4 protein-coding genes and 2 pseudogenes are annotated in these 4713 nt (G+C 63.1%); 4 read left to right on the top strand and 2 right to left on the bottom strand.

Annotated elements, in window-relative coordinates:
* Positions 1–252 precede the first annotated feature (252 nt).
* A pseudogene (locus MPC4_RS21630) lies at positions 253–2208 on the bottom strand (TrlF family AAA-like ATPase); the annotation flags it as partial.
* On the opposite strand from MPC4_RS21630, the gene MPC4_RS21370 reads away from it, so the two are divergent.
* Positions 2140–2805 carry a DUF3363 domain-containing protein gene (locus tag MPC4_RS21370; protein ID WP_425312490.1) on the top strand — a complete coding sequence of 222 codons (666 nt, stop codon included), beginning with the start codon at positions 2140–2142 and terminating at the stop codon, positions 2803–2805. The pseudogene MPC4_RS21630 and the gene MPC4_RS21370 overlap by 69 nt on opposite strands.
* Before the next feature lie 7 nt (positions 2806–2812).
* Positions 2813–3258 (top strand): annotated as a pseudogene (locus tag MPC4_RS16250) (CopG family transcriptional regulator).
* 147 nt (positions 3259–3405) lie between these two features.
* Here the strand turns inward: MPC4_RS16250 and MPC4_RS16245 are convergent.
* Positions 3406–3870, bottom strand: coding sequence for a nuclear transport factor 2 family protein (locus MPC4_RS16245; protein WP_174513439.1), 465 nt, complete (start codon positions 3868–3870; stop codon positions 3406–3408).
* 101 nt (positions 3871–3971) lie between these two features.
* Here MPC4_RS16245 and MPC4_RS16240 point away from each other — a divergent pair, with 101 nt between their 5' ends.
* Together MPC4_RS16240 and MPC4_RS16235 are read left to right on the top strand one after the other, a co-directional pair.
* Positions 3972–4454, top strand: coding sequence for a winged helix-turn-helix transcriptional regulator (locus tag MPC4_RS16240; RefSeq protein ID WP_210253675.1), 483 nt, complete (start codon positions 3972–3974; stop codon positions 4452–4454).
* Between the two features lie 142 nt (positions 4455–4596).
* Positions 4597–4713, top strand: a 117-nt coding sequence (locus MPC4_RS16235) for a transposase (protein ID WP_174511329.1), incomplete at its 3' end; no start/stop codon positions are given.

The raw sequence follows: 4713 nt of genomic DNA, 5'->3' as shown, positions 1-4713 counted from the left end.
TTCGTCAAAAAGCCGCCGGAACCGCCTCTCAAACCAACCGCAGCCTGGATCAACCCGCCAACCAAAAGGCTACAAATCCAAGCTTAAATTCAAACGCCGGCTGTCTCAAAGTCGTTGACACGTTCCGTGGCGGCATTCTCACCTACGCCGTCGAGGCCGGTATCATAGCGATCAATCCTGCCCATGGCCTGCGGAAGTCGAAGGACATTTGCTGCGTTTTCCTGGCCCGCTTGCTAATGAGGTCGGCCGCGCTCATCGCTCCAGCCTCACGCGCAGTCTTCGGGCCCGCTCGCGGAAGGCGGCCTCGCCGCCCTCCAAGATGTCACACACCGCCTTGCGGATTTCCGCGCTCTCAAGACCGCCCGACACATAGGAGATCGGCGGAAGACCGCCCGAAGGATGCGGACCCGCCGATGCGACGATGATCTGGTCCGCATCGGTGTTGATGACGAGGTTGGCGTTGTGCGTGACCATGATCACTTGGCGCTTCGCCTTGGCCGCGACAAACAGCGCCACCAGCTCGTCGAAAACCGATTTGGGATCGAGGTTTTCCTCAGGCTGGTCGATGATCAATGGTCGATCGTCTGAATCGTCCAGCGCCAGATACAGCAGCAGCAGCACAATGCCCCGCGTGCCAGGCGACAGCTTCCGGATGTCGACACCGTCGTAGGAGATCTCGTACCGGACCGCGATGTGATCGGTGCTGAAAAGCCAATGCGCGAACCGTTTCGACCAGGCCCGGAATTCGGCCTGCTGCGTGGGCGCAAAAGGTGCGTGAGACAGCAGATCTCTGAGGTATCTTGCCATGAACGCGGTCATGGCCGCCTGAACCTCGACCGCCGAGCCCGTCTCCCAGGCCGGCTTGAGCGCTTCAGTGGCGGCCGCGATTAGGGAGCCCCGTCCGTAAAATGGGCCGGTCTTGCGCCGATCGAGCAGTTCCTCTTCCGCAACCGAGCCCCACGCTTGAACGTCGGCGATCCTGCGAACCGCGAAGCTGAGCTTCTTCAGCGTGCCTGACGATGCCGCTAGCCGCGCCATCAGCGGGGCATAAAGACTAGCCAGCGCACTCTGTTCGTTGATGATCGCCTCGAACACCCGGCCGTAGGTGTCGTCGCGCTCGGTCTGAAGGTCTTTCCGACGGACCGCCGCGCCTTGCGCATCCGTGAGCCGGGTTTCGAGGGTCTGGAGCGCGGAGTTCTCCTGCGCGATGCGGCCGGTCAGCGCCGCGTATTGGTCGCGGACGACCTTATCGGCGCTGAATAGCGCCTCGAGGCGCGTCATTTCGGCGGCGATCGGCGCGAGCGGAAGCGCCGAAAAATCAGCAGTGTCCGGGATCAGGGCGACGTTCGGGTCGCCGGGCGGCGGCGGAACTCCGTTGAGCTTGCGGACCTCGCCATCGGCCCATGCGATGTAGGCCGTGAGGCTCTTGTCGACGTCGCCCTTATAGATCAGCAGGAAATCGTCCCATTGCTGGTCGGTCATGCCGCTGGCGCCGTGTCGCGCCCGAGCTTGGCGCAACATTTCCGGCGCGCCGGTGGCGCGGACGCTGCGGACCTCGTCCTGCAGGGCGACGAAGGTGCGGCGCTGATTGCTGAAAGACTGGATCTTGTTGCGAAGTGTCTGGGCCGCCTCGCTGAGCCGCGTGTGGCGGGTGACCTGCGCCTCGGTGCCCTTGACGACGAGCTTGGCACGATCGGCTGTGTAATCCGCGATCAGTTTCTTCTTTTGCCCGACTTGGGTCGTCAGCGTCGCGACAAGGCTTTCTTTCTCAAACTCCGTGGCGATGCGGTCCGAGATGTCGGCGATCGCCTCGGCCTCGCGCTCGCGCGCCTGCTGGAACCGCGAAGTCTGCTGGTCGCGCAGCTCGGCAAAATCGAGCGCCCATTCACGATCATCCTGGGAATGCGACTCGAAGATCACGCGCTCAATCTCGTCAACCAGGCCGTCGGAGACGCCCTTGGCCGAGCAAAGCTCCTCGACGAATTGCTGGAAGAGATACCGGGCGCGCGGAAAGGTCATATGGTCGTTGGCGTCGCTGACATCCAGGGCGCGCGTGACCGTCGCGCCCCCGCCCCAGGTCAGCGTCGTCGACGCGTTGCCGATCAGCCTCCGCGCCCGAGCCAAGAACGACGGGCTGATATTCTCATCGGCGTTCCAGCCGGACGGCGAAATCGCGTCGCTTCCCGCTGCGATCACGTCGGCCAGCGTCGCGTTGCTATTGCGGTGCGTTCCGACCTCGCCATCGAGGACCAGGTGACGGCGAGCGGCGCAACCTGGCTCGATCGCCAGGTGGTCGCGCGCGATCCGGTGGCGCTCGGCCAGGCAGGCTTCGGCGCCGAGGTCCGCGAGGCGACGGATCGCCGGGCCGACCAACTCATCGAGCAGGGCCTCGCCGAGCGACAAGCGCGGGGGATCGTGTTCCCCTCCGGTCTGATCGGAACGCTTCGACGGCGGGAGGTGGAGGCGCTGCAGGAGCGCATCCTGCCGCCGCCTGTGCCGACGCCGACGAAAGTGAGTCGTTCCGACAACTGGAGTTCACGGCCATTGCCGCCGCGGCCTCCGGCGCCCGCTGTGCGTGACGGCGAGGAGGCCGACGATGAAGATCCGAAGAATTCGGACCGTCGTCGCCAGCCTGAACTGAACCAGGAGACGGTCGAGAAGAAGCAGCCGATCGACAACGAATTCGCCCTCGATCCGACCGACGAACTGGAGGAGGACGCGCCCCGCGTAGGTCGGATGAACGACCTCATGCAGGGCCTGGCGCGCGAGGCGTCCCTCGACCCCGGCGACGACCTGGGACTGTGAGGTAGGTATGCCGCCGCCGAAGAAGAAGGCTCAGATCTCCGTCTATCTCGAACCGGGTGTGATGCAATCGCTTTCGGCCTACGCGGCCCGGCGGGAGCAACCGATGTCGCTGATCGCTGAAGCCGCCATCGCCTCGTTCCTGTCGCCCGATGCGGACGAGCGGCGCGAGGCGGTGATCGCCAAGCGGCTCGATCAGCAGGATCGGCGCCTAGCCCGGCTCGAGCGCGATGTAGGTATTGGGGTCGAGACGTTGGCGTTGTTCATACGGTTCTGGCTGACCACCACGCCGCCGCTGCCAGAGCCCGCCGCGCAGGCGGCACGGCGAAGGCCGGTGCCCGGTACGACAACTTCGTCGCAGCCCTCGGCCGCCGGCTGAACCAAGGGCCGAAGCTGCGGCAGGAGATTCCGGACGATGTCCCTGAAAGCCCGACTGGCGATCGAACCAGCCCCTAAATTCGGATATAGCCGCAGAACTGCACCGTGGGGGCACCTTGATCGGCGAGACTACCCTAGCCAGCGTCGCGGTGTCTCAGCTTGAATGTCACTGCCGCCAGCGCGCCTACATGGCATCGCCGATACGACCGGGCAGCGCCGCGAGGGCTAATCGACTATTGGCGGGGCGTGAGCTTCGGAATTACCGGCGCCCGCCAAGCGATCCAAAGTGGCTTTCAGTCCAGCCGTGTCTGGGCAAATGATCAGTCGTGTGGCACGCGTCCACCGCAGATGTAGGACATGAACGCCGTAATTTGAGGTGAACACCCCGTCTGTTCCCGAGTTGGTCTCCTTCCACTCAGCGACGACGATCGTGTTCCAGGGACCGCCGCTCACCCAAACACGCCGGATCTCAAACTTGATGTCCGGCAAGAGGCGATAGAGACGCTCATACCACCTCCGGGTCATAGGCAGCGAATGCCTTGACCCGCTAAGGGCGTGGTTCTCGCCAAGAAAGGAATGCTCGAAACGCGGAGCAAAGGCCCGAAGCACCGGCTCGGCGTCGCCGCGATTGACGGCGTCAAACAGCGCGCGAACGCGCCTCTCGACGATCGAATGGTACATATCAGGCATCCAGTTCAATCATTGAACTAAGCTATCTGATTGAGTTCAATGATGCAACCCGTCATGATGGAAGGATGGAAAGAACCAGCTTTGCTCAGATGCGATGCTCCTTGGCCCGCGGCCTCGACATGATCGGCGATTGGTGGTCGCCGCTCATAATTCGCGATCTGTTTCTGAACCTCACGCACTTTGATGAACTCGTCGAAGATCTCGGCATTTCGCGCAACCTACTGACGCGACGGCTCAAGTCGCTGATTACAAACGGCATCGTCGAACGTGTGGCCTATCAGCAAAGACCAGTTCGATACGCCTACCGTCTCACCACGGCCGGACGGGATCTAGTTCCAGCAATCCTTGCTCTGACGGCCTGGGGTGACCGCTGGGCGCGTCCGCGGGAGGGAAGTCCTATATTGTTCGTCCACGAGTCCTGCGGACATCAATTCGAACCGACGGTTACGTGCTCCGTATGCGCGGCCGCAATCTCGGCGGAAGCGGTCAAGCCCGTCCCCGGCCCGGGCGGAGCGGCAAAGCCGGGTACGATGCTCGTGGCGGAGCGCCTTCGCGCGGCGAGACCGCACAAGCCCGTCGCATGAACGCCATCCTTTCGAGCGCATGCGGGACGGGCGTTGGGATGTGTTCATTTAGGCGCGGGTTGTCCGTCTAGGTCACAGACCCATTATCGGGATTCCCGAATCGGCTATGGCGTGATTCAACCTTCGGATCATGGAGGCTGAGATGGCGCGGTTTGATTTGACGGATTTCGAATGGTCGGTGATTGAGCCGTTGTTGCCGAACAAGCCGCGGGGTGTTCCGCGCGTCGATGATCGTCGCGTCTTGAACGGTATCTTCTGG

This window comes from Methylocella tundrae, assembly GCF_901905185.1.
In the GTDB taxonomy this organism is placed as follows: domain Bacteria; phylum Pseudomonadota; class Alphaproteobacteria; order Rhizobiales; family Beijerinckiaceae; genus Methylocapsa; species Methylocapsa tundrae.
Note: the sequence above shows the minus strand (reverse complement) of the source record. Positions and strands in the feature narration are given on the sequence as shown.